The 24,975-nt window shown below is 47.9% G+C and carries 25 protein-coding genes; 4 read left to right on the top strand and 21 right to left on the bottom strand.

The window, feature by feature from the left end:
* Positions 1–99 precede the first annotated feature (99 nt).
* From ADU23_RS20815 to ADU23_RS20770, 10 genes are all read right to left on the bottom strand, one after another.
* The gene (locus tag ADU23_RS20815) at positions 100–2,334 is read right to left on the bottom strand and encodes a penicillin-binding transpeptidase domain-containing protein (protein WP_231637500.1); all 2,235 of its coding nucleotides are present in this window, start codon (positions 2,332–2,334) and stop codon (positions 100–102) included.
* A gap of 89 nt (positions 2,335–2,423) precedes the next feature.
* On the bottom strand, positions 2,424–2,825 hold the full coding sequence (gene ftsL / locus ADU23_RS20810) for a cell division protein FtsL (protein ID WP_231637628.1): 402 nt from the start codon (positions 2,823–2,825) through the stop codon (positions 2,424–2,426).
* A 23-nt stretch (positions 2,826–2,848) separates the two neighbouring features.
* Entirely contained in the window at positions 2,849–3,799 is a 951-nt protein-coding gene (gene rsmH, locus ADU23_RS20805) for a 16S rRNA (cytosine(1402)-N(4))-methyltransferase RsmH (protein ID WP_053375491.1), read from the bottom strand.
* Between the two features lie 30 nt (positions 3,800–3,829).
* Positions 3,830–4,267, bottom strand: a complete 438-nt coding sequence (gene mraZ / locus ADU23_RS20800) for a division/cell wall cluster transcriptional repressor MraZ (RefSeq protein WP_053375490.1) — start codon at positions 4,265–4,267, stop codon at positions 3,830–3,832.
* A gap of 146 nt (positions 4,268–4,413) precedes the next feature.
* A complete protein-coding gene (locus ADU23_RS20795; protein ID WP_053375489.1) occupies positions 4,414–5,415 on the bottom strand; it encodes a DUF4349 domain-containing protein in 1,002 nt (333 codons plus the stop codon).
* Between the two features lie 97 nt (positions 5,416–5,512).
* Positions 5,513–6,778 carry an adenosylhomocysteinase gene (locus ADU23_RS20790; RefSeq protein WP_053375488.1) on the bottom strand — a complete coding sequence of 422 codons (1,266 nt, stop codon included), beginning with the start codon at positions 6,776–6,778 and terminating at the stop codon, positions 5,513–5,515.
* Positions 6,779–6,799: 21 nt separating this feature from the next.
* Entirely contained in the window at positions 6,800–8,440 is a 1,641-nt protein-coding gene (gene bshC / locus ADU23_RS20785; RefSeq protein ID WP_053375487.1) for a bacillithiol biosynthesis cysteine-adding enzyme BshC, read from the bottom strand.
* Positions 8,441–8,590: 150 nt separating this feature from the next.
* The gene (locus ADU23_RS20780; protein WP_053377748.1) at positions 8,591–8,980 is read right to left on the bottom strand and encodes a DUF3397 domain-containing protein; all 390 of its coding nucleotides are present in this window, start codon (positions 8,978–8,980) and stop codon (positions 8,591–8,593) included.
* A gap of 12 nt (positions 8,981–8,992) precedes the next feature.
* A complete protein-coding gene (locus ADU23_RS20775) occupies positions 8,993–9,994 on the bottom strand; it encodes a ketopantoate reductase family protein (protein WP_053375486.1) in 1,002 nt (333 codons plus the stop codon).
* A 170-nt stretch (positions 9,995–10,164) separates the two neighbouring features.
* Entirely contained in the window at positions 10,165–10,815 is a 651-nt protein-coding gene (locus tag ADU23_RS20770; protein ID WP_053375485.1) for an RsfA family transcriptional regulator, read from the bottom strand.
* 276 nt (positions 10,816–11,091) lie between these two features.
* Here ADU23_RS20770 and ADU23_RS20765 point away from each other — a divergent pair, with 276 nt between their 5' ends.
* Positions 11,092–11,328, top strand: coding sequence for a DUF2626 domain-containing protein (locus ADU23_RS20765; protein WP_053375484.1), 237 nt, complete (start codon positions 11,092–11,094; stop codon positions 11,326–11,328).
* 156 nt (positions 11,329–11,484) lie between these two features.
* On the opposite strand, the gene ADU23_RS20760 is transcribed toward ADU23_RS20765, so the two are convergent.
* Entirely contained in the window at positions 11,485–12,642 is a 1,158-nt protein-coding gene (locus tag ADU23_RS20760; RefSeq protein WP_197286094.1) for a class I SAM-dependent methyltransferase, read from the bottom strand.
* A gap of 73 nt (positions 12,643–12,715) precedes the next feature.
* On the opposite strand from ADU23_RS20760, the gene ADU23_RS20755 reads away from it, so the two are divergent.
* Positions 12,716–13,822 (top strand): coiled-coil domain-containing protein, encoded by a 1,107-nt coding sequence (locus ADU23_RS20755; protein WP_053375482.1) that lies wholly within the window; start codon positions 12,716–12,718, stop codon positions 13,820–13,822.
* 73 nt (positions 13,823–13,895) lie between these two features.
* Here the strand turns inward: ADU23_RS20755 and ADU23_RS20750 are convergent, their stop codons facing one another.
* Positions 13,896–15,188 carry an ABC transporter substrate-binding protein gene (locus ADU23_RS20750; RefSeq protein WP_053375481.1) on the bottom strand — a complete coding sequence of 431 codons (1,293 nt, stop codon included), beginning with the start codon at positions 15,186–15,188 and terminating at the stop codon, positions 13,896–13,898.
* Between the two features lie 306 nt (positions 15,189–15,494).
* Complete coding sequence (locus ADU23_RS20745; RefSeq protein WP_053375480.1) at positions 15,495–16,826, bottom strand: PhoH family protein; 1,332 nt, start codon at positions 16,824–16,826, stop codon at positions 15,495–15,497.
* A 120-nt stretch (positions 16,827–16,946) separates the two neighbouring features.
* Here ADU23_RS20745 and ADU23_RS20740 point away from each other — a divergent pair, with 120 nt between their 5' ends.
* Positions 16,947–17,486, top strand: coding sequence for a YhcN/YlaJ family sporulation lipoprotein (locus ADU23_RS20740; RefSeq protein ID WP_053375479.1), 540 nt, complete (start codon positions 16,947–16,949; stop codon positions 17,484–17,486).
* A 39-nt stretch (positions 17,487–17,525) separates the two neighbouring features.
* On the opposite strand, the gene ADU23_RS20735 is transcribed toward ADU23_RS20740, so the two are convergent.
* The 7 genes from ADU23_RS20735 to ADU23_RS20705 form a co-directional block, all read right to left on the bottom strand.
* Positions 17,526–17,768, bottom strand: a complete 243-nt coding sequence (locus ADU23_RS20735; RefSeq protein ID WP_053375478.1) for a hypothetical protein — start codon at positions 17,766–17,768, stop codon at positions 17,526–17,528.
* Between the two features lie 81 nt (positions 17,769–17,849).
* Entirely contained in the window at positions 17,850–18,896 is a 1,047-nt protein-coding gene (locus ADU23_RS20730) for an LCP family protein (RefSeq protein ID WP_053375477.1), read from the bottom strand.
* 17 nt (positions 18,897–18,913) lie between these two features.
* Positions 18,914–19,186 (bottom strand): hypothetical protein, encoded by a 273-nt coding sequence (locus tag ADU23_RS20725; protein WP_053375476.1) that lies wholly within the window; start codon positions 19,184–19,186, stop codon positions 18,914–18,916.
* On the bottom strand, positions 19,183–19,494 hold the full coding sequence (locus ADU23_RS20720; protein WP_053375475.1) for a YlaH-like family protein: 312 nt from the start codon (positions 19,492–19,494) through the stop codon (positions 19,183–19,185). The genes ADU23_RS20725 and ADU23_RS20720 overlap by 4 nt, the downstream gene beginning before the upstream one ends.
* 177 nt (positions 19,495–19,671) lie before the next feature.
* Positions 19,672–21,513: a translational GTPase TypA gene (gene typA / locus ADU23_RS20715; RefSeq protein WP_053375474.1), complete on the bottom strand. Its 1,842-nt coding sequence runs from the start codon at positions 21,511–21,513 to the stop codon at positions 19,672–19,674.
* A gap of 49 nt (positions 21,514–21,562) precedes the next feature.
* Complete coding sequence (locus ADU23_RS20710) at positions 21,563–22,045, bottom strand: hypothetical protein (protein WP_053375473.1); 483 nt, start codon at positions 22,043–22,045, stop codon at positions 21,563–21,565.
* Positions 22,046–22,214: 169 nt separating this feature from the next.
* On the bottom strand, positions 22,215–22,877 hold the full coding sequence (locus ADU23_RS20705) for a TerC family protein (RefSeq protein WP_053375472.1): 663 nt from the start codon (positions 22,875–22,877) through the stop codon (positions 22,215–22,217).
* Positions 22,878–23,024: 147 nt separating this feature from the next.
* Between ADU23_RS20705 and ADU23_RS20700 the strand changes: the two genes are divergently transcribed.
* Entirely contained in the window at positions 23,025–23,720 is a 696-nt protein-coding gene (locus ADU23_RS20700; protein WP_053375471.1) for a TerC family protein, read from the top strand.
* 32 nt (positions 23,721–23,752) lie between these two features.
* On the opposite strand, the gene thiI is transcribed toward ADU23_RS20700, so the two are convergent.
* Complete coding sequence (gene thiI / locus ADU23_RS20695) at positions 23,753–24,973, bottom strand: tRNA uracil 4-sulfurtransferase ThiI (RefSeq protein WP_053375470.1); 1,221 nt, start codon at positions 24,971–24,973, stop codon at positions 23,753–23,755.
* Positions 24,974–24,975 lie beyond the last annotated feature (2 nt).

Genomic DNA, 24,975 nt, shown 5'->3' with positions numbered 1-24,975 from the left:
AGCGCTCAATGACGCTCATTCCCAGATTATTCGGGACAAGCGGAGGATAGAACAAGCTTTAGACGAAGGCAGCCGCCTTCGTCCGTGTTTAATTATTGCTTATTCGCCAGAGGCGTTGTTGTTGGTACTGGGGTTGCTGCTTGCATTCGTCGTTCCGCCAGAGTTGGCGGCATCATCTGATGCTTTCCCGCCAGGTTCGGAATCACCCTGAGGGGTATCTGCATCGTCCTCATTTGCTTTCCCTTCGGCATCCGAGTCTTGCCCTGCCGTATCCTTTTGCCCGTCTGCGCCAAGCGGCGGAGCGAGCTTGACGCTCAATACCCTTACGTTATTTAACGTCTCTTCCTTCTGGGATACAACAAAGCCTTCCCCATCCGGAATAAGGCGTATGCCTATGAGCGAGGTGATTTCCAGCGCGTCACGGAGCGACACGCCTTTCAAATCCGGAATTGCCAGCTTCTCTTTCTGCTCGGTAATCAAATAGATTTTCTGAGTCGGATGAACGGATGAGCCTTCCGCTGGAATTTGCTGCAAGACCGTCTTTCCGTTTCCAACCTGTTCGAACGTCATCGCTTTTGCTTTTAATTCAGCCTTTGCCTGCGCAATAGGAAGCGCGGTTACTTTAGGAACCGTTATCGAAACTTCCTTCTTCACGTCATCCGTCTGCGTAGGGTAATTAGGCGCTACGCCCATTTTGCGCAAGCTCTTCAGCACGATTTGCTTAAACGCCGGAGCAGCAACCCTTCCTCCACCGACGGTAGGATCATTGGGTTCATCCACAACGACATATACGACAATTTTAGGATCATCAACAGGTGCGTATCCGATAAACGAAACGACGAACTTTGTTGTGGAATATTTATTGTCGATTACCTTCTGAGCTGTACCTGTTTTTCCCGCAACCCGATAGCCTTCGATATAGGCGTTTTTACCGGTACCCTTCTCTTGATCGGATACTACCTGCTCCAAATATTCGCCGACCTTGCGCGATGTTTCCTCCGAGATCACCTGACGAACGACCTTTGGTTCGATTGTCTTTGTCGTTTTGGTTGTCGGGTCGGTGATGCTCTTAACGATTTGCGGTTGAAGGAGCTTGCCGCCATTCGCAACAGCCGCAACGGCTGCCACTTGCTGGATCGGCGTAACGGATACACCTTGTCCGAACGTTGCATTCGCAATCTCGCTCGCGTACTGAAAGCGAATGGAACCGGTAAGCTCACTGCCAAGCTGTATGTTCGTTTTTTGTCCGAAGCCGAAATTCGTATAATAATCTCTCAGCTTCTGCTCTCCTAATCTCTCATATCCCAGCTTGACGAATGCAACGTTACTGGAATATTTCAAGCCATCCAAAAAAGAGATCGTCCCCCAGCCCTCGCGCTTAATATCGCGAATAGGCTTTGGAATGCCTTTAATTTTAATCTGGCCTGATTTGTACATCTCCTCCGGATTAAATACGCCTTCTTCCACTGCCGCTGCCAATGTTACGATTTTGAAAGTTGAACCTGGCTCGTACAAGGATTTGATCGCATGATTATAGGAGTTCGAATTGTTTTTCCAAAATTCATTCGGATCATATTGCGGCGTATTGGCCATGGCCAATATTTCCATCGTATCCGGATCTGCTGCAATAACCGTCGCGCTCTTAGGCGCATACTTTTTCACAATATCCAGCAGAGCTTCCTCCGCGTAGAACTGAATATCGTTATCGATAGTCAAGTTAATATTTTGGCCGTCCTTGGCAGGCTGATATTCCACATCGCCCCCAGCGAGCTGCACGCGCTTTCCGTCTTTCTCGTACTTTATAAAGCCGTTAGTGCCGCTTAGCTGATCGTTGAAAAAAGCTTCTACGCCAGTCATCGCTGCGCCTTCCCGGTCCAAATATCCAACTAGCTGCGAAGCTAAAGTTTTTCTAGGATAATAGCGTTTCAAACTTTCCGCCAATTCAATGCCGACATCAGTCACCTTCTTCTCTTTGGACAACTTCTCACGAAACTCTTTGATTTTATCGGCATGCGTTTTGTCGATCTGCCAGCCGCCTTTACGCACCTCCCGGTTAACCACGTATGTACCATCGTCTTTTTTGGCGGTTACATTTTTCCGAAGCTCATCCTTCGAAATGCCAAGTATTTCGTTCAAGCCGTCAACAATATCCTCCGTCAGATCCTCTTCATTAATCAATTTGGGATTAACCGAGACATTATAGGCGATCGTGTCCATCGCCAGCACATTTCCCGCTCGATCGGCAATCGTGCCGCGTTTAGCGACAATCTCTTCCGCAGCTGACCATCTCTTCTTCGCCAGATCATAGTACTTCGCGCCCTCTACCACCTGCACGAAATAGATTCTGCTTATTAAAATGAGAAAAAGGAGGGTCATTACCCCTCCAAACAACAGTGTCCGCAATCTAATTCTCTTTTTCATCATCATTCACCCTGATCACTCATTGCCGTTTTCAACTCTTTGTCGTTAGTCGTTACCGTTATTCCGCCCTCAAGCGAGCTAACCATTCCTTGCGACTCGGCAAGCTTACGGATGCGTTCAGGATCGCTTAGCATTTCAACCTGCTTCTTCAAATCTTCCATTTCAATATTCATCGTTTGGTAGTCGCTGTTCAGCTTCTTAATGTCGAGGTTCATATCATAGATTTGCGCGTAGCGAAAAATAATGACACCAGCAACTACAACGCACATTAATACGGTGAACATGTACAACAGCTTTTCTTGAACCGGTAAGGATTTGCGAGTTTTAACCAATCGTTTCGTTTCTTTAATAACGGTTTGCTGATCCTGCTTCCGCTTAGGTTGCAGCGCCAAATTGCCATTCACATACGCCAATTCAAATCCCCCTCTTACAATTTTTCTGCTACTCTAAGCTTTGCAGACCTTGCGCGCGGATTAAGCTCAAGCTCTCTCTCGGAAGGCACTACCGGCTTGCGGTTCACTAATTTTACCGTCCCGCTGTTGCCGCAAACGCATAGCGGAAAGTCGGGCGGACAAGTGCATTTCTCCACAAACTTCGCGAACATTTGCTTGCAAATGCGATCCTCCAATGAATGGAAGGTAATAACGGATGCTCGGCCGCCGGGCGCTAAGCAGCGAATCGCCTGCTCCAGTGCTTCTTCTTCTGCGCCTAGCTCATCATTTACTGCGATGCGTAGCGCTTGGAAGGAGCGCTTGGCCGGATGTCCGCCCGTACGCCTAGTTGCTGCCGGAATCGATATTTTGATTAGCTCGGCTAACTCGCCTGTTTTCTCGATTGGCGCCTTTTCTCGCGCTTTCACAATGTTTCTTGCGATGGAGCGAGCGAACTTCTCTTCGCCGTAGCGGTCCAATATGCGGGAAATGTCACGTTCATCCCATGTATTGACGATTTCATGAGCAGTGAGGTCACCCTCCCGATCCATGCGCATGTCAAGCGGGGCGTCATGATTGTAGCTGAAGCCGCGCTCCGCCTCGTCAAGCTGCGGGCTTGATACGCCTAGATCGAACAAAATGCCGTCCACCTGCGGGATGCCGTCCTGCATAGGAACGCCGCATCCTCTTAGCTCCTGTTCTAAATCACGGAAATTGCTTCTCACCAGCGTTACTTTATCCATATATGGAGCAAGCCTAACGCGAGCATTTTCCAGCGCCCAGTCATCCTGATCGAATGCGATTAACCGCCCTCCTTCGCCTAATCGGGACGCGATTAGCTCACTATGCCCGGCCCCTCCAAGCGTACAATCGACGTAGATGCCGTCCGGCTTAATAGCTAGACCGTCAACCGCTTCTTCCAAAAGTACTGTAATATGCTGAAACACGCCTCAGCCCTCCCATTCTTGTTGTCCATTCTAGAAGTTGAAATCAAAATCGACGAGCTTCTCAGCGATTTCGTTGAAAGTTTGCTCCGACTGCTCATAATAGCCGTCCCAGTTCTGTTTGCTCCAAATTTCTACGCGGCTGGAGACGCCTAGCACCATGCAATCTTTGTCCAGCTTCGCATATTCGCGAAGATGGCCCGGTATGTTTACCCTTCCCTGTTTATCAAGCTCACATTCGGTAGCACCGGAAAAGAAAAACCGGGTAAAAGCACGCGCATCTGATTTCATTAGCGGCAATGATTTTAATTTTTGCTCCAAAACGCTCCACTCACTCATGGGATATACGAATAAGCAATTGTCTAAACCGCGGGTAGCAATGAACGAGGTTCCTAGTGATTCGCGGAATTTCGAAGGTATGATGATGCGGCCTTTCTCATCAATGCTATGTTGATATTCACCCATAAACATGACTTCGACCCACCCCTTCCCCCGTATCCACCACTTTGCCCCACTTTTCCCCACTAAGATACAATAGTTCGCCACCTAAAATAAAAATCCTGCTCCAAGAGCAGGATTTTTCTAAAATATTTCATAGTATTAATGATTCTTAATCTTTAAACGGTTGGCGGCTGCCCTTCCTCATCTGAATTCGGCATTTTGTTCGTCTTGGTCACCTTCTTCTTCCTCCGGTAAATCCAAACGGCAGGTATAGCAATGACTGCAATAACTGCTGCCACCGGTACTGCCCCCGCCAGTACAATGAGCAATAGGTTTATGGCATCCCATACGACCTTCGTGCTGCCTGTTATCGCATCTGACATTCTGCCGCCCAAGCTCGGCTTCTCTACATTTTCTTTTTTCAGCTCTTGGTTTGTTTGGTACAGGCGCAGCTCCACAGTAGAGAAGGCTACGTTATTATCCAAATAACGAATTCGTCCCTTGATGCGCTCAATTTCGAGCTGTACCTCCGAGAGCTGCGCTGAAAATTTCAATAGATCATCCGCTTTAACAGCCCCATCCATCATCGCAAGCAGCCTTGTCTCCACTAGCTGCCTTGCCTTTAGCCTGGATTCAAGATCCACATATTCATCCGATACGTCTTTGCCGCCGATATTTCTTTCAAATGTTTTATGCTCGATAAGCTCGATCCGGTCGATAAATGACATAAATCCGGCTGCCGGAACTTTTATAGTATAAGTAGAACCGATTTCACCTTCATGCCTTGTATCTTGAAATTGCAAAATATATCCGCCGCTTTGGTGAATCGCATTGCGAAGCGAAGCTGCGGCTTCTGCCAGCTCATCTACCTGCATGCTTAACGCAGCGGTATAAATAATTTTCTGGTTAAAGCCCTCTGCACCCGCTGCAGTCTCAGAAGAAAAGCCGCCGCCTGCAGCCGTATCGCTTTCTCCTCCAGTTGTCACGGCAGTATCAGTCGCAGCTTTATCCGCGATGGATTCACTGCTGCTTTCAGCATTGGCGCCCTCCATTGGCGCTGACTCCGTTGCCGCTTTGTCGCTTGCAACATTGGAGTTTGACGAGGCACAGCCTGCCAACAACCCAATCAACAAAATAAAAATAACCCAAGTACAATATTTTTTTGTCTGTTTGTACAAAATAATCCCCCCTTACCGTTTCACTTCTAGACGCGGTTTGGGAATAAAAGGTTACAAAACAAAAAAAAGCCGCGATTGATCGCGGCTTCCCAATTCATTATTCTGCTTCTTTCCAGCTGTCCAAGTAAGCGGCCTGCTCATCAGTGAGCTTATCGATGCCAAAGCCAAGCGATTGCAGCTTGAGGCGCGCTACCTGCTCATCAAGCTCATAAGGCACGTTAACGACCTTGCTTCCGATCGCTTTGTATTGCTCGTTCACATATTTTAGAGCAACGGCTTGAAGCGCGAATGTCATATCCATAATTTCCGCTGGATGTCCGTCGCCGGCAGCCAAATTAACAAGACGTCCTTCTGCTAACAAATAGATGCTGCGGCCATCCTGCAGCTTATATTCTTCGATGTTGCGACGGACCGTACGCACGCTAGCCGATAATGCAGCAAGCTCTGGCTTGTTCGCCTCAACGTCAAAATGCCCTGCGTTTGAGATAATCGCTCCGTCTTTCATAACCTCGTAGTGCTCGCCGCGGATAACGTCACGGTTGCCGGTAACCGTCACAAAAAACTCTCCGACCTTAGCAGCTTCAATCATCGGCATAACGGCAAAGCCGTCCATGTAAGCTTCAACCGCTTTGATCGCATCGATCTCGGTTACTACGACATTCGCGCCAAGCCCCTTCGCCCGCATCGCAACGCCTTTGCCGCACCAGCCATAGCCGACAACGACAACCGTTTTGCCCGCGACCATTAGGTTGGTAGTCCGGTTAATGCCATCCCATACCGATTGGCCCGTACCATAACGGTTATCGAACAAATGCTTGCAATACGCATCGTTTACCGCAACCATCGGGAATTTCAAGGAGCCGTCCTTCTCCATCGCTTTCAGCCTAATGATTCCAGTCGTCGTTTCTTCCGCTCCGCCGCGAAGGTTCTCGCCAAGTTCTGGATGCTCCGAGTTCAGAATCGTAGCAAGGTCTCCGCCATCATCAATAATAAGATCAGGCTTCCACTCTAGAGCTTTAATGTTAAGCGCCTTGAACTCTTCAGCGCTTGGATTATATTTGGCGAATACAGTAATGCCATCCTCCACCAGTGCGGCACAAACATCATCCTGCGTTGACAATGGATTGCTTCCGGTAATCGTTACTTCAGCGCCGCCCGCTTTGACAACCTTAGCCAGGTATGCCGTTTTTGCTTCCAAGTGAAGCGCAATCGTAACCTTAAGCCCTTTGAAAGGCTGTTCCTTCTCGAACTGCTCGCGGATCGTATTCAGAACCGGCATATGCGCTGCAACCCAGTCAATCTTCAAATGTCCATCCGGTGCCAATGACATATCGGCTACGATGCTTTTTTCAATTGCACTCATTCCGTATAACCTCCTGTTATTTTACAAATAAACGATTTCATGTCCGCCTTCGCGGCTGTACGGCGCTTCTAGCAGCTTATCTAGCCAATTCAAGCTATATCGATTCCAATAGGCGGTCATATTAAGCACCCGCTCCTGCGGCTTACCCAGCGGCTTAATGGAGTGATGGATACGATCAAGCTGCCTAGTGGACGCTTCGAATTGTTTGTTGAAGGCGTCAACGGTTTTCGAGCCCATGTAATTGATCTGCTCGACGATTTTTTGCATATTCGTGTCTCCGAGCTTAGCAAGTGAAGGCTGAACGGTTGTTGCCAAATCAAGCAATGGTTTGTATAGCTGCTCGAATTGCTGCCTTGCATCTTCGAATTGCTGTTCGATGGACAATCCGTCCTGCTCTTTCAGCCATGCGCTCTTGCGTTCCTCAAAGCGCTCCATGACATCCTCGAAGGAAAGCTCGTATTTGTCCATATGCTTAGCTACCGTTCCTTCTATTAACGTATAGGACATACGAGGCACGATGATCGGCATTTCCATATCAAGCGTACGGAATGCTTCGCCAGTCAAAGCCCAATAAGCAATTTCACCGGGACCAAGCACCGTAGCGAGCACTGGGAACAAATAATCCTGCATAAGCGGCCGTGTCAGCACGTTATTGCTGAGCTGCTCTGGCTGCTCATCCGCAATCTGCAGCAGCTCGTCTTCCGTTAACGACAACTGGCCTCTGCGGTCTTGAAATAGACCGTCCTTCTTATGAAGAAGCGTTCTTTCATCGCCGTTTGCCGAGTGGAACAGAAAGAGATTCGCGCTGCCGGGCGTTACGTCAGCCTGCAAGCTGTACCCGAATTCTTTGACTTTAGATGCGGAAGCGAGATAAGCCTTCTCCAAATCGTCGTTCTTTTCTATGATCTTTCTAAACATAGGCGCTTCCAAGCTGCGGATCACAGCATGGTCAGCATCCAGAAGAACAAGGTCTTGCTTACCAAATAGATGGCTTAAAATCATAGCGAATAAATCCGATAACGACTTCGCTTTCTGCGACATCTGGCGCAATTCCTCAAGCAGCAACGGCTTGAATTCCGAATGCGGCAGCGCTTGCTCGAGCTCAGCCAGCAGCTCCGTCCACGCTTCCTCTGAAATCGTGGTGCGGCTTACTGAGGTGCGCGCCCCTTCTGGCCGTGCGGCTGATAGCTTCCGCATTTCCTGCTCGGCAGTCAGTACATAAGCATGGTTGGCTTCATCCCAGTCATGGTCCTCGCCAGCGACCCAAAAAACCGGTACGACTGTCCGTCCTAGCTGCTCGCTCGCAGATTTAGCCGCTCCAATAATGGAAACCGCCTTATGTATGACGAGCAACGGACCGGTCCATAAGCCGGCTTGCTGACCTCCCACGACAACCGGCGCACCTTCTGCAATCGCTGATATCGATGCGAACACTTCAGGCGCGGCGCCTGCCGCCTCATTGTAAGCACGAAGCGCTCGCGCAACTTCGGCAGCCTCAGCTCTCACATGGCTGCTTTGCTCCAAACGTTTAAACCGTCTATCCCAATCTTGCTCCGCTCCCGCGTGATAGCCGTACAATGCTTCGATACGGTCATCAGTGCGGTGTATATAAGCCTCTGTCAAAGGCTGAGCGCTTGGCAATGAATAAGTTTCTGTTCTCATAGCGCAGCCTGTAACCTCCTGCTTGATAGTCGTCTATGCGACTTAAAATGTAGTAAACTGAACATTTTAATTGTACACAAAGGTGAAGCCGTCCGTCAAAGCAAAAACACCTCTTCTTTATAAGAGGCGTTTTAATGGATGTTATGTAGATTATGCGGTCAGCATCAATTTGCCAATGAAAATACACATGAATACGACGTAGAGCAAGCTCATCGAGAAGAAACTTAGCCGCCAAATCGTTCGGAAAATCTTTTTGCCGTCGATAGCGCCTCGCTTGCGGAACTGCGCATTGCCGAGCAGTCCGCCTCCTAGCAGCATAAATAACAATATGCCGTAGAGACCAAAATTGCTGCCAAATAAAATATCGAACAATACAGCTACGCACCCGATTAATAATGCCGTCGTAACGTCCATGGCCAGTCGGAATGCTTTCTTTCGATCCTGAATATAAGCCCCATAACCAAATAAGATGATTGCGAAAGGTATGACTGGAATGACCGCCAAATACGCGTATGCATGTTTGATGCTATTCACTATCATCTCCAACGTCTTTCACTCCCTCCCATTCAGCTTCGGATGCAGAGCCTGTACAAGTTCCGTTATGGCTCTGTTAAGCGGTGCCTCAAGGCCTTGTTTCCCAGCTAGCCTGGCAACTCCGCCATTAATCGCATCTATTTCTGTCACCCTGCCTGCCCGAACATCGCTTAGCATGGAGGAAATGTTACGACTGGTTTGCCTGCAAACATCGATAATGAGCTGCCAACCGTCCTTAGGCATGCTCATACCTGCGTTTACAAGGATAAGCTCGGATTCCGCATACAGCTCGCGCATTAGCTTTTCACGGATTGGATGCTCTGGAAGCTGTCCATTCTCCACATCAAAAATCGCCGTTAACGGATTGATGACCGCATTAATAAGAAGTTTATGGAAAATCCGATTCTCCAAATCATTCGACAGAAAAGAGGCAAATCCTGCCGATTGCAGCATAGAAACCAACATATTTTGCGGGAAAACGAGAGATTCATTCTCTTTACGCCCGTTTTCTCCCCACTTGCCCAGCCAAAGCTGTCCCCTGCCGGTATGCTCCACCGTTCGAGAATCAAGACGTTTAGCTCCCTCCGTCGTCACTGCCGCATGCAGCGGCATGTTCGGAAGCTTGCTCTGGATCTGCTCCAAGTGGCCGATCCCATTTTGCAAACACAGCATTGCCGTTCCGTCATTTATCGGGCTGTTTGTCAGCTGGGCTAGTCTCTCTAACAGCCGATCATCCAAATCCGTTTGCTTGACCGTCAGCAGCACCCAACGATAATCTGCTTTTTTAAGATTTTGGTCCTTCATCCATCTCCGTTCGCTCGCGCGCTCCATCCATTCGCTTCGCACGCGTATCAACCGTTCGCTAGTCCCGCCAAGCTCAATCAGCCTGATTCCTTGCTCCGCAACCAACAAGGCTTGCTTCTCGCTGCGCGTCCATATCGTGACATCAGCGCCCGCATCTGCTAGCTTCGCCCCATAGAGCAGACCAAGCGATCCCCCGCCTACTACATCAATTCGCAAATTTTATTCCTCCCGAGCACCGGCTGCCCGCTATTTTCCAATCATCGTATCAAATCTGGCGAAAAAAAATCAACTGATCATGAAGCGACTAAATCTTATTTTTTTATATTCATTAAAAAGAGAGGCCAGCCATTACAAATGGCCAGCCTCTCACATTTTCGGTTTATAACTTATTCAATACGTTCCAAATTGCCGTTTGCATCCATTTTAAATCTAGGCTTCGCCTCGTCATCATTCGTTAACACGGTCAGCCTTCTTGCACGATCCATAATCTGAATAAGGGTCTTGTAATCATCGTTTACTGCGCGGTAGTCCGTTTGAACATTATTGACCTCTTTGGACAATCTCTCATTCTGGTCGCGCAAACGATATAACTCATCCTCTTTGTCTTTCAGTTCCTTCTCAAACCATTTGATTTGCCGCGTCAAATCCTGATAGGTCGTCTTCCATCCACGGAGAAAACGAATAACAGCATCTACGGACAACCCTTCCTCGATCGAGCTGCTTTCTTGCTTGAAACCACGCTCATCCGTTTCAAAAACGGCAATCGATGATACATGCGGCGTTGCGACAATCGTTTGTTTTTTCAAATAATTTCGTTTCTGGCGCTGCTGCTTTGCAATTTGGATTGCATCCTCATACCGTTTACGAACGCAGCTATTCCAACGGAAGCCGCATGCTGCGGACGTCCGCCCGATTCGTTCGCCTACTTCTTCAAAAGCGGCAAGCTGGGTACTTCCTTCGCGAATATGGCGTAGTGTAACCTCGGCGAGTATTAGATCGTCGTCCGGACTCCACGCATCTTGTCTGACTGCTGTCATGCAACAAAAACCTCCTAACGTAAAGGCGCTTACTTTATCTCTATGCCCTTGGTAGAGTTCATAGAATCTATTGGATACTAAATTGTATAACCAAATTTTCAATTACTCATACATGTTAGCTCTTATTATTGAGCAAACTATATCTAGACTTCGTATGTAGGAATGGCCTTAAATAAAAAATTTGCGATTTCGTCACCGTTTTTGGTTTACACTTATTTCGCCAAACGTTATAATGATCATTAGAAAATCGGGTCGCAGCGAAAGGGGGATGTCATCATGGCACGCATGTATCGGGTACTTGGCTTTTGGACCCTGGTAATCGGACTAATGGCTTTTGCAGGCCATATGACGGAATTTGCGCTTTTATTTTTTGCACAAGCCGTCGCTTTCGTATTTCTGGGCTACTTGAATTTCTCCGAAAGAACTTACATCGTAATGTTCTGGGGATATATGATCATTTCATTCGTGGGTTTCACGTATTGGTCGGTCTTCAAGATGGACTTGCCGTTCTAACAAAGGCGCCACAGAAGATTCGCCTAGGCAGGTCATATACTTAAGCTAAGTGAAAACGAGCTTTGCTGTCATTGACGGCAAAGCTCGTTTCGCGTTTAAGCCATACAAAAGAACGGTGTCAGCTCCATTAGGAGTGGCACCGTTCTTTTGTCCGCGTTATATTTTGTCCAAAATCATCACTTTAAACGTTTCGCTCATCTGGTCGCTCAGCAGAAGCTGCCTGACGGATCGGTTCATTCTCGCCGCCTTGCTGAAGGGATCGGTGCTGTAATCGTTTTGGAGGAGCTCCAGAACGCCATTTTCGATCAAAAATTGTTTTTGAGTCGAATAGCTGGCAACGCGCCAGCCGTTCTCCTCCGCTTCATGACGAATAAACGTATACGGGACATGTGAGGTCATATCTTGCTCCCCGATCCGTACATAGGGATTGTCGCTTGCCTGATGACGCCAATAGCACATTAGCGTACCGAGCATGCGATGCTCCGCGGTATATTCGCTTGCTTCATGCCCGTAATCGATTAGAATTAGGCGTCCGGTCCTCATTGCCGCTCCGAGCCGCTTAAGGAACGCTGCTGCCGCTGCATGAACCTCCGTCCTTTGTCCTTCTCTCAGCTGAATGCCGTCTCGCTCAAGCCAACCGCATATCCGTGAATCTGTAAGCGGCATGCAGACTTCATAAAAGCCCTGCACCTCATCGCCAGCAACGCCTATTTCAAGCAGCTCACCGTCTACCCGCTGCACGCGGTGTACGGGAAAAGCGTCCAGCAGCTCGTTTGCGAGCACAAGCGCCGGCTGCTTCAGCCAGCTTGCGTCCCAAGCCTCGTCCGATGAAGCAAGCAAGGGCTCAGCACTCAGCGTATCGCTTATTTCGGCAAAAGCTTCCTTTGCTGCTTGTCCATGCGCCGGATGATCCTCAATCAATATGGATTGGAATCGCTCTGCCCACTCGCTGCTCCTTTTGGCGCCAGCCTCCGCAATTTGTGCAGAAAGCCGCCCCGTACCCGCCCCCCACTCGATAAGCTTCAGAGGCTCGCCTACGGATTCGCTGTAGTTAATTGCGCAGCCAGCAACAACCTCAGCCAGAACATGTCCAATTCCCGAGCTTGTATAAAAATCGCCCTCCTTGCCTACGCGGATTGGCCCCGAGCGGTAATAACCGTAATCCGTATCATATAAACAAGTGCTCATGTAGCGATGAAAGGGAATGCAGCTAACCAGCTGCTTTTTCCCTTCACGGTCGATAGGCCAGCCTTTGAATTCCGAATCTGCAATAGCTGCCGCAATAGAGACAGCAAGCGGGTTTTCCTTCATCATAAGGTTCATCCTTTTCCAAATGTAAGATATAATAGAATGGATTGCCGCATAAAATGAATGCTGAGGAGGGACGATGCCGTTGACATTGACAGCCAAGCGTAGTCGTAATTCCATAGCAGCCACGGTGATGCTCCTAATTGCACTGCTCCTGATTCGGCTTCCCGTTATGGCAGAGCCTCTGCCGGTTGATGAGGAGGACATGCATTCGCTGCTTGAAAAAAGTTTATCCGTCGTGGAAATCGATAAAGAAATCGTCCGCATTCAAGAGCAAAAGCAGCAGCTTACGCTTACAATGACGGATACGGAGAAGCAGCTTCATCTACAGGAGCAGCAAATCTCGGACAAGCAGGACGAGGCTGGAAGCGTTTTGCGCGCTTATTATATGGGAGATCGCGATTTTTTGTTCCGTGCGCTTTTATCGTTTGATTCATTATCGGAGCTGTTTCAAATGCTGGATTATGCAGAAATTATACTTACGCAAGACAAGCATACCTTGAATACATACGTCGAGCAATACAAGAAGGTGAAGGAAGGCTACCAGAAGCTTGAGACAAGGCAAGACGAGCTGAACACGATCGAGGAGCAGCTGCGGACGCAAAGAGAACGTGTAGTGGCTCTAGAAAAACAGCTGGATGCACAGCTGTCAGGCCGGTCCGATGCCGACCGCATCCGTATTTTGATGAAGGAGCTTACCTCTTACTGGGATACCGCAGGAATCGACGTGGTCAAACAATATTTCCGCGCGCTTTCCAAAGCGATGAAGAAGCTGCCGACCTGGATTCAGGATAACAAGCAGCTGCTTGAAATCAAGGGCTTTCAATACACGATACGTGTGCCTGAGAATGATTTGAACGCGTTTTTGCGCGAGCAAAATGACATTTTCAACAATTTTGCGTTTGAATTCGTTGACGGCAAAGTCGTTGCCCAAGGCAAGCAAGGCAATATGGAAATAAAAGTCGCCGGTCATTATACGGTAGAAAATGAACCAAAAAACGCAATCCTCTTTCATGTGGATGAGCTACTTTTTAACGGCTTCGCGCTGCCCGATACTACCCGTCGAGCTTTGGAGAAGGAATTTGACCTTGGCTTTTATCCAGATCTAATCGTATCCTTCCTAAAGGCGGACTCCGTCGAAATGTCTGACGGCGAGCTGACGATAAAGCTGAATCTTAAGCTTTGACCAAGTCGCTGATTCCACCTCTTAAAAGCAAATGAAGCCCGTCCCGGGTCAAAACGGGGCAGGCTTTTTTCGTTTAATCTACTTGCGCTTTGAGCGATTCGATATAGGCAGTCAGCTGGAATGTCCCTTCGGAAAAATGTTTCCACATCTGCTCCCTGTGCTGCCATTTCTCAGGCCACATCGGATCAGGCAGCGGCATTTCATTTCCCTCCCGCTTCGCAATGAGCACCTTCTTCCACCATGCAGGCGGTATTTGGACCTGATCCGTCTGCAGCGAGCTGTTGAACGAATACAAAGACGCTCTTGCCGGCAGCTGGCCCGATCGGTCGTAGGTCGTCTGCTGGTTGTTCACATCCGTAATTTCTTTGATCCACAGCATCGCCTCCTCTTCCGCCTCGCTGTTGGCGGAGATCGCGTAGCTGTGTCCATTCAGCCATGGGGAATAAATGTTTTCTCGATCCACGACAAGCTTATTCCTTAGCCCTTCGCTCAGGTTCTCGTAATCATCCCAAGGAATAATGGCAGCCAGCAAATTGTTGCCCTGAAATGAAACCGTTAATTGATCGACTGCGCTATTCTCGAAGCGGCTAATATACGTTTCCATCTTTTGCATCCATTCGAGCTGCGCGACCTGCTTCTCATTTAACGGCTGCATGTTCAGCAGGTTTGATTGATTCGGATCAAATGCGGCAAGCCATATCAGCTGCTGCATTAAATCCCCTGCGCTCCAGTTAACTATGCTTGCCTCGGGATGGAGCTCGATAATGCGCGCAGCAGCAGCTTGGTAAGCTCCAAAATCATTTGGCGGCGCTTTTAACCCTGCTTCCGTCAGCAGAGATCCGCTCCATACAACCACATATGGATTCACATCCCTCGGAACCCCCCATAAATAACCGTTCCATTTGAGCGGTTCCAGCAGCCCAGGCATCTGATCGGAGAGCGTGTCACCCGTCATCATGCTGTCTGCCGGCTTTAGAAACCCGCGCACGGCAAACGGCCTTACCCAGCCATTATCGAGAAGCATAATGTCTGCCGCTTCCCCCTGCTCGCTCTGAACCACCCACTCGTCATATGCATGGCCGTTGGACGGATCATTCGTTAGTTTTACTTGTATATGAGGATATTTCATCATAAAATTCCGATTTAAATCTTGCAGCTGCAGAAACTGCGAATTAGGCAAGGAAACGTTTACATAAATTTCGGTAAGCTGATCGATGACAAGCTCTCCCGGCGCGGGCTGTATATTCGATTTCCCGTCCGGCTTTCCGACGCTTGTCGGATTTGCATCACGCGAGAATGGGATAAGCAATAGTGCTGCTAACAGTAACGCACCGATAATAAACGGCACATATTTTCTGGGAGTCACAGCGTTCTTCCTTTCATCCTTGAATCTACTAAAAATAGGATAACAATAATTTCAAGGTTTGTCCAAATGAACCTGTTATAGGCTGCTGGTAATTAGCGGAAATATACAAAAGCAACAGCGAATGAGCCGTTTGAACCAAGCGGACGGGAAAATATCGATGTCATTTACTATAGTAACAGCAAATGGACCTTTATACAGGAAATTTTCACGCTAAAAGGAGCACTTATGTCCTATATGGCTTAAAACGACAAAACGAGCCTTAGAATCGCTTCTAAGACTCGTTCTTTGCTTTTTGCTTTGAGCTAGTTACAGTAAATCAGCGGCTAGCTGTGCAAGCTTAGAGCGCTCGCCCTTCTCAAGTGTCATATGGCCGCTTGTTCCCTCGTTTTTGAACCGTTCCACAATATGCGTAAGTCCATTGCTGATGGAATCTAAATACGGATGGTCAATTTGCTCCGGGTCGCCCATGAGGACGATTTTACTGCCCTCGCCTACCCGTGATACGATCGTTTTTACTTCATGCTTCGTTAAGTTTTGCGCCTCGTCGATAATGATGAATTGTCCAGGAATGGACCTTCCTCTAATATAGGTAAGCGCCTCGACCTGAATGCTTCCCATTCCCATCAAAATTTTATCGATGTCGCCTGCTTTTTTCGTATCGAATAAATATTCCAAATTATCATAAATCGGCTGCATCCAAGGACGCAGCTTCTCTTCCTTCTCACCTGGCAAATAGCCGATATCCTTGCCCATTGGCACTACCGGTCTTGCGATAAGCAGCTTCTTGTACTTATGCTCATCCTCCGTCTTCAGAAGGCCCGCCGCAAGCGCCAGCAGCGTCTTTCCGGTGCCAGCCTTGCCTGTGAGGGTTACAAGCGGGATATCGTCATTTAGGAGCAGCTCAAGCGCCATGCGCTGCTGAGCATTGCGGGCCGTAATGCCCCAAATCGGATCATTGCTTAAAAATAACGGCTCAAGCCTCGCTCCATCTTGGCTTACCTTAAGCAGCGCTGATTTTGAAGTACCCATTTCATCGCGTAAAATAACAAATTCATTCGGATTTAACCGGATGTTCAAATGCAGGTTGTTCACCGTCAAGAAGCGGTAGGTGTAAAATTCATCAATGACTGCCGGATGTACGTAAAGGGTCATATACCCCGTATAGAAGTCGGATGAGACGACGACTCGATCCGATAAATAATCCTGTGCCTGCAATCCAAGCACATCGGCCTTAATGCGAACGAGCACATCCTTGCTTACGAGGACAATGCTTTGCTTTTCCGGCTCATTCTCTTGCTCTATATGGTAATTCAGCGCGACCGCCAAAATCCGATTATCGTTTGACATTTCTCCAAACATTTCCTGCACGCGCATAAAGCTGCGGTGATTCAATTCCACCTTGAGTATGCCGCCGCTCGGAAGCTCGATGCCTTCATGCAGATGGCCTTTTTCACGCATCTTATCGAGCAGACGGGAGATTGAACGGGCATTACGCCCTAATTCATCTGCTAACCTCTTCTTGGAATCAATTTCCTCCAACACGACCGCGGGAATTATGACTTCATTATCGTCGAAAGCAAAAATCGCTTGCGGATCATGAAGCAGCACATTTGTATCGAGCACGAATATTTTTTTCATGAGAACCCTCCCGGCGTTGGATATTCATTAGAGGCCATACATAGCAATTCGCTGCTGCGGGTAGACTATGATTGACAGGTGACTTTTAGATTTTTCAACGATAAAAAAGAGGTGGCAAACATGTTCAAATGGCTAACTTCAGCGATCATTGTTGCGATTGTAGCGACAGGGTGCAGCACCGTCGCACGTAATGAGACATCACCCTCTCCACGAAATAATGGCAAAGTCCATGTACAACAAACTGCGCCGAGGAAAAAGGAAATAAAAGACTCGAAGCAGGTTGCGGCACATCTGGAGCAGTTGGCCAAAGGAGTTCACGGTGTAACGAACGCACATTGCGTCGTGTTCGGCAATACTGCAATCGTTGGCATCGATGTGGATAGCAAGCTGGATCGATCAAGAGTAGGTACGATTAAATACTCCGTCGCCGAAGCCTTCCACAAAGATCCATACGGCATTGACGCTCTCGTTACTGCGGATATGGATCTCTCTCAGAGAATCAATGAAATTGGCGCTGACATCAAGCGCGGCAAACCAATCACCGGCTTTGCAGAAGAAATGGCCGATATCATAGGAAGACTCATTCCGCAGATACCGCGTGACGTTAAGCCGATTGGGCCAGAATCGCAGCAAGCTCCTGCGTTGAATAAGAAATTGTAAAGACCCCCTTGAAGACACAAAAAGCCTAGTGAGCGATCACTAGGCTTTCTTCATGGCTGCGAAAACTTGTACATCCAAGCTGTTCGCAGCAACGTTCTTATTTGGTTTGATACACACAAGGGCAGTGGACAAGCACGCGTCATGGTCCATCGCGTCCCCGCTCCCAATAATGCTCGAGGTCACACTGTCAGATACCGCATTTAGCTCATGCAGTAGAACGATTGGCTGCTTCAGCAATTGATCGATCGGTTGCTCGGATCTTATGGATTCGGCATTGGTCATTCGCATGACCTCCTTCTGAACAGTTTTATAAACTGGCCTCTGTAGCTTTATTATAGCTATAATATTAGTTGCAGTCTACGGTTATTCAGCCAATTTTGCTTGCAGTGCAGCCCGGGCTTCGTTAAGCTTCGTCTCATCTAAATATACATAAGGACTTTTCCATGTTCCTTCAAGCGGAATGATTGTAATATCATCGCGGCCCATACCCACATATTTAGCCATCATGTTTTTAATTTCTTTCGAAGGCATATCCATCGTTAAGTTATTGCCAACTGCCTCAATAACAGAACCAAGCTTCGTTACGCCGTCAAACGATTTCAATTTGTCTGTTAGAGCGCCAATGACTTGGCTCTGTCTTGCATTTCGTTCAAAGTCGCTTGACATATTTTTGCCGTTGTTCGATTTGCGGTAGCGGACAAAATCAAGCGCCTTCTCTCCGCTCAGCTCTTGAAAGCCTTCCTTCAGGTCAATATTCGTGCCGTCAGCGGAATCCTTATACTTCATTCGCATATCTACATTTACATCCACGCCGCCCAGCGCATCCACGACGTCTGCGAACCCCTGGAAATTAATAACGGCAGAATATTTAATGTCGATGTTGAACAGCTTGCCCATTACGGTGCGAACCTCTTGTTTGGCATCTGCATAAGCCGCTTCTTTGCTCATATCCTTCTTAAGTGCGCTCATATAAAAATCAGCATAAAAGCTATTGGCTTTACGCGCTCTGTAGCCATCCACATCAATGTTTGAATCCCGTGGAATCGTAACGAGCGTGGCGGACTTTGTCTTTGGATTAAAGACGGCAACCATCATTACGTCCGTATTCAAGCCGCCGCCATGGGAACGCGAGTCAATCCCCATTAACAGCATAGCTACTGCTTTTTCCTTAACAGACTCTCCGGCAGGTATGACTACCTCATTATCATTTGGGGCAGCAATTTGATCAACGGCATTATCAGCTTTAAACACCAAATAAGCTAAGCCTGCCGCAACGAGCAGAAGTACAGCAAATAACAATATAAAAAATGTTTTCCATATCGAGCGTTTCTTACGCGGCTTTTGCTTTTTTGTTTTGACTGGTTGACGAGAGCCCGCTCTTGGAGGTAATTCTGTTGAACCCTTGCTCATATGTGCCACCTTCAAGTTCAGTTGTATTTTGGATTTGATTCAATGTCCGTCAAAAGCTGTTCGCCAAGCTCCCGAGGATATAGCTGCAGCTTAGAACGGCCATCCTTCTCATATTTCAGATGAATCATCGTATCGTCTATCTTCGTTACGGCAAAGCTCGACAAGCCATGATCCTCTGTCAATATTTGCTCAAAAAAAACCAGCGTGTCGAGGGCTGCCTGATCATCCTGCCTAGCATCCGCAACCAGCTTAATTTGCAGCCAGTTAAAAAGAGCGTCCTCTAGCTTCATTTGCCTGATTCCGCATTCTGAGGAGCATTTTCGCCGGCTTTGTTGCCTTTCCATTTGTCATATAGTTGACGCCCCCGAAGCATGAGCATCATTAAAACCGCTACTCCCATACATTGAATGATAGGCAGCTTATCCACCTGCAAGATCATCAATACGAAAGATCCGAACGCTATCAATGCATAGACCATTATTTCTTTCAACAACGGCAGCTTCTGCTGAGCACGAAACACTTTATTGAATATGTATATCGTAAAGCCCAGAATGATCAAATAAGAAATCAGCTTATGATCGCTTAGCCAAGCCTGCATGCAGCAATCCTCCTTCTCCATTGTAAACGGCCTGCGCCGCTTTTTAGTTGCACAGCAATCGTTTCACTGTGAAATATAAGTGGGATTATAAGTTTTAACTTATAATCCCACTTATATTTTAAAGAAAACGTAAGGCTTTGCGCGAGCAAAACCTTACGTTTGTTAAATGATCGGCTCTTAAACGCTAGCTTGTGCGTTTTTGCGGTTTTTGTCCGCGCGTTCGCGCTCGCTTTTGTTCAAAATTTTCTTACGCAGACGAATCGTCTTCGGCGTAATTTCGCAATACTCGTCATCGTTCAAGTACTCGAGCGCTTGCTCAAGCGAGAATAGACGAGGGCTTTTCAATGTAACGGTATCGTCTTTACCAGCGGAACGAATGTTGTTCAGTTGTTTTACTTTACAGATGTTGACGATGATATCATTCTCACGAGTATGCTCGCCAACGATCATGCCTTCATAAATTTCAGTGCCCGGCTCAAGGAACTGAATACCGCGATCCTCTACGCCCATCATGCCGTAGAATGTCGATGTACCGTTCTCGCTTGCAACAAGAACGCCTTGGTGACGGCCGCCTACGCCGGAACCGGCAAGTGGACCGTAGCTGTCAAAAGCATTGTTCATGATGCCGTAGCCGCGAGTCAATGTCAAGAACTGTGTACGGTATCCAATCAGGCCGCGTGCAGGAATTCTGAATTCCAAACGAACTTGGCCGTTGCCGTGGTTGATCATGTTAAGCATTTCTGCTTTGCGCGTTCCAAGGCTCTCCATAACAGCGCCCATGCTTTCTTCAGGCGTGTCAATTAATAGACGCTCGTAAGGCTCTTTCTTCGAACCATCAATTTCCTTGATGATAACTTCCGGCTTGGATACTTGAAGCTCAAAGCCTTCACGACGCATGTTCTCGATCAGAATGCCTAGGTGAAGCTCACCGCGGCCAGATACGACGAATGCATCCGGGCTGTCTGTTTCGTCTACGCGAAGCGCAACGTCAGTCTCAAGCTCTTTGTATAGACGCTCGCGAAGCTTGCGGGATGTAACCCATTTGCCTTCACGTCCTGCAAAAGGACTGTTGTTAACGAGGAACGTCATTTGAAGCGTAGGCTCGTCGATTTTGAGAACAGGCAAAGCTTCCGGCTTCTGTGGATCAGCAATCGTTTCACCGATGTTGATTTCACGGATACCTGCAATCGCGATGATATCACCAGCGCCTGCTTCTTCGATTTCAACGCGCTTCAAACCAACGAAACCAAATAGTTTCTCGATTCTTGCTTGTTTATTGCCGCCTTCGCGTGTCATAACCGCAACGGTTTGACCTTGCTTAATGATACCGCGGTTAACGCGTCCAACAGCAATACGGCCAAGGTATTCATTGTAATCAAGCAAAGTAACAAGGAATTGCAATGGTTGTTCCGTATCTTCAGTTGGCGAAGGAATGTTGCTAACGATGGTTTCATATAGTGCTTCCATGTTCTCATCTTGTTTCTCAGGATCAAGACTGGAAGTACCCATAAGCGCAGATGCATAAACAACCGGGAACTCAAGCTGCTCATCGTTCGCGCCTAGCTCGATAAATAGATCCAGAACCTCATCAACAACCTCTTGAGGTCTAGCGTTCGGACGGTCAATCTTGTTCACGACAACGATTGGCGTTTGGTTCGATTCAAGCGCTTTGCGCAAAACGAACTTCGTTTGCGGCATGCAGCCTTCAAACGCATCAACGACCAACAGTACGCCGTCAACCATTTTCATAATACGCTCAACCTCGCCGCCGAAGTCAGCATGTCCAGGCGTATCTACGATGTTGATCAAATAATCCTTGTAGTTAATTGCTGTGTTTTTTGCCAAAATCGTAATACCGCGTTCACGCTCAAGATCATTTGAATCCATTGCGCGTTCCTGTACTGCTTCATGATCGCGAAACGTGCCTGATTGTTGAAGCAGCTTGTCAACCAATGTCGTTTTACCGTGGTCAACGTGGGCAATAATTGCGATATTCCGTAAATTCTCTCTTGCTTGCATAACTTGTAATCCACTCCATTTGTTTTTTATTTAAAGCCTGTTTATACCCTTACCAACGTCTGCGCTTGCCTAGCATCATCCAAACACCTGCTGCAATTAGTGCAACAGCAATCGCATAAATCCCCCAGCTCCACAAAAGTACTAAAATAACGAACACGGCCGATGCGGCAGCTAGCGCAATCGATGCCGTGAGCACAACACGCGGTCTGGATGAACCGAACAAATAATATTCGTAAAGGCCTGCTGCTACGCCAAAAATAAACAGCGGCCACAAATATTTCAAGCTATCCCATCCAAAAAGGTTGCATACGACAAACAGCAGGGCATATACGACGAGCATTCCGCCTGGTACAAGCACGACCGCAGGAACTAGTCGCCCGAAGTAAAGAACATGCAACAGCACTCCGGGAATCAAGACGAGCAGCGGCCAGAAGATTGCGCCCAAAAAGCTGAATACACCTAACTTGCCCAACAAAATAACGACCCCGGCTAACAGCAAAATAATTCCAGCGGAATATTTGTTATTAGGCATTTGCGCTTCCGCTCCTTACAACGCCAATCGCATATCTTGACGAAAGACGACAGTTTTTATCTATATTAGTTTAATGGAACTGAGGCAAAAATACCAGTACGTAGCGAGGCTATCCGCAAAAAAAAAACCGTTCCTCAATATTTTGAGTAAACGGGGCAGGCTATAAACATTATAATATAGGCTTTTTTTTGACAACTGCCAGTGCAATGACAAGCGGTACGCAGAGCAGCGGAATCGCTTCTGCAAGCGTTTTGGAGCCATGAAACAGCCATTTATCGAGGCCGGGATCATGCATGAGCATGCCTCCGGCGGCATAAGCAAGCAAGGCAGCTCCTATATAAGAGAGAGCAGGAAATTTTTGCAAAAGCTTGCCGAGCATCTGGCTTCCCCAAATGATCATAGGTATGCTGAGCGCGATTCCGAGCAAAATAAGAACAGGGTCGCCATCGGCGACAGCAGCGATCGCCAGCACGTTATCCAGGCTCATAACGAAATCAGCCACGACGATTGTCCAGATCGCTTGACCGATCGTTTTCGCTTTTTTTACCGTATGCGAATCCTGTTGTCCTCCAGCCTCCGCAAGCAGCTTAACGGCGATATAAAACAATAAAACGGCTCCGATCGCTTGCAAAAAAGGCACCTGCAGCAGCTTGATGGCTACCAAGGTTAATATGCACCTGAGTCCTACGGCAGCTAATGCCCCCCACCATACGGCGCGCTTGCGCTGCTCAGGCGGGAGCTGGCCGCTTGCCATGGCAATGACAATGGCATTATCTCCGCTAAGCAATACATTAATTAAGACGATTTCGATAAATATAATGACGCTGTCCAAGCTGCATCCCCCCTCTTATCAGCTGTATGAACAAGCTGTCGGGAATATGTCCGAAATAAAAAAGAAAAAAATGAATCCATCTTTATCAGCATTCGTATTGAGTGTTGACTTGAAGCTTGCTTGTATTTGGAAGGAGGGAGATTACTTATGGAACTATTTTCAGTCGAGTTTTTCTCCGCCCTGCTGACCATCGTTTTCATCGACCTTATTTTGGCCGGAGACAACGCCATCGTTATAGGGCTAGCAGCACGAAACCTGCCGAAGGAACAGCAAAAGAAAGCCGTTATTTGGGGAACTGCAGGTGCAGTCGGCATTCGGATCATCGCCACCCTGCTCGTCGTTCAGCTCCTGAACGTTCCTTGGTTAAATCTTGTAGGAGGCCTCCTGTTAGTATGGATCGCTTACAAGCTTCTCGTGCAGGAAGATGCTCATGATGGCATCAAATCAGGCAACACGCTTTGGCAATCGATACGGACAATCATTATTGCCGACGCAGCAATGGGAATCGATAACGTCATCGCGGTTGCGGGCGCAGCACATGGCGATACGCTGCTCGTCGTTCTAGGACTAATAATTAGCGTACCCGTCGTTGTATGGGGAAGCACGATCTTCATCAAGCTGATCAATCGGTTTGAATGGATCGTATATCTCGGTTCCGCGGTACTCGCTTATACGGCTGCCAAGATGATAACGCATGAAAAAGCGTTCAAAGCATTTTTCGAAAACCAGCTAATCTTCTGGGCATTCGTAATCCTTGTCATTATCATTACGATTGTCGCTGGTTTATTAACCAATAAGAGCAAGAAAAAACAAGCTCAACAAAAAAGCAGCGAATCCCATTAACGGGATTCCTGCTTTTTTTTCGTTGTATAACGCTAAAACCAACTATCCTCGCCCGCCGTTTGCACCGTCGTTTGTAATTCAGGCGATAGGAGCAGCTGCTCGGTGCCTTCTACTGCATCCTTAAGCAATTGCGAATAATTCGGAATTAATGCCTCGAGCTTCTCAACAATTCTAAGGTTTGGATTCGTGCTTGGCGATTTTGGCAAAAATAACGTACAGCAATCCTCATAGGGCAAAATCGACGTCCCGTACGTACCGATTCTCTCCGCGAGCCGAATGATCTCATGCTTGTCCATCATAATTAACGGTTTGAGCTGCGGCAGTTCTGTTGCCCGGCCGATCGCGTTCATGCTTGGGAGCGTTTGGCTCGCCACCTGTCCTAAGCTTTCTCCCGTAACGATGCCGTTTGCCCCATTGCGCTCCGCTAGCTGCTCCGTAATGCGCAGCATCGCCCTTCGCATTAACGTAATGATCAGGTTATCGCTTTTTGCTTGCACCAAAGTCGTTTGAATCTCAGTAAAGGGAACCAGATGAAGCTTGATCGGCTCCCCGCTAAAATACGACAAACGTTTTGCGAGCTCGATCACCTTATCCTTTGCCTGCTCGCTTGTGAACGGGTAGCTGTGGAAATGGACGGCTTCCACCTCAAGCCCTTTGCGCAGCGCCAGCCAGCCTGCTACGGGGCTGTCTATGCCGCCTGAGAGCAGCAGCATCGCTTTGCCGTTCGATGCAAACGGAAATCCGCCTGCGCCCGGTATAACATCGTAGAATACGTAAACCGCTTCCTCTTGGATATCCACCCGCAGTTCAACCTCGGGCTTGCTTACATTTACTTTAAGACCCGGCATCGCTTGCAGCACGTAGCCCCCAACCAAATGATTCATTTCCTGCGAGTTATGCGGGAATGGCTTCCAAGCTCGCTTGGCGCTTACTTTAAACGTAGCCGGCTGCTCCGGCAATGACTGCATAAGGGCAAGCGCCGCTGCTCTTATTTTCTCAAGGTCAAGCTCCGTGCTCATGACCGGACTTAATGAAACGATGCCAAACAAATCCTTCAAGCGATCCGCAACAGGCCCATAGGGATGTCCGTTCAATTTGACAAACAGCCGTCCAAAAGATTTGAAATAAGTAATATGCTCATAAGGGAGCAAAGCTTGCTTCACTTGATCAAGCATTCGCTTCTCGAATTTATTGCGGTTTCTTCCCTTTACCATTAAATCTCCGTAACGGAGCACAATTTGATCATAAAGCAAGT

Origin of the sequence: Paenibacillus sp. FJAT-27812, assembly GCF_001273905.1 — a bacterium.
GTDB lineage: Bacteria > Bacillota > Bacilli > Paenibacillales > Paenibacillaceae > Pristimantibacillus.
The sequence above is the reverse complement of the archived record's forward strand: the minus strand, read 5'-3'. Positions and strand labels throughout refer to the sequence as shown.